Source organism: Paraburkholderia sp. SIMBA_053, assembly GCF_046534895.1.
Classification (GTDB): domain Bacteria; phylum Pseudomonadota; class Gammaproteobacteria; order Burkholderiales; family Burkholderiaceae; genus Paraburkholderia; species Paraburkholderia caledonica.
The window spans coordinates 1-264 of the sequence record NZ_JAWRXU010000878.1 but is presented as its reverse complement, the minus strand read 5'-3'; the positions used below and the strand labels follow the sequence as shown (position 1 = coordinate 264).

The window sequence follows — 264 nt, the reverse complement described above, 5'->3', positions numbered from 1 at the left end:
TCGACGATCGCGCCCAGCAGGTGGCGGCCGACAATCGGATAGTGCTCGGGCCGGATGTTCAGGCTCGCGTGCTTGTTGGCGATTCGCGAGACGGCCGGGCCGAGCGCGCCGAGATTGTCGATGTTGGCCGCGTACGCGTACACGGCGCGGGCGAGCGTCTCGGGCTGATTGCCGCTTTGCTGATGCGTCTGGTTGAAGAGATTCTTCAGTTCCGGGTGATGCGCGAACATGCGCTTGTAGAAATGCTTGGTGATGGTCGTACCA

General features: G+C 62.5%; 1 protein-coding gene. It reads right to left on the bottom strand.

Annotated features, from left to right (window positions below; all coding sequences use genetic code 11):
• A partial coding sequence (locus SB753_RS38120; RefSeq protein ID WP_410805299.1) for a globin domain-containing protein occupies positions 1-264 on the bottom strand: 264 nt, incomplete at both ends.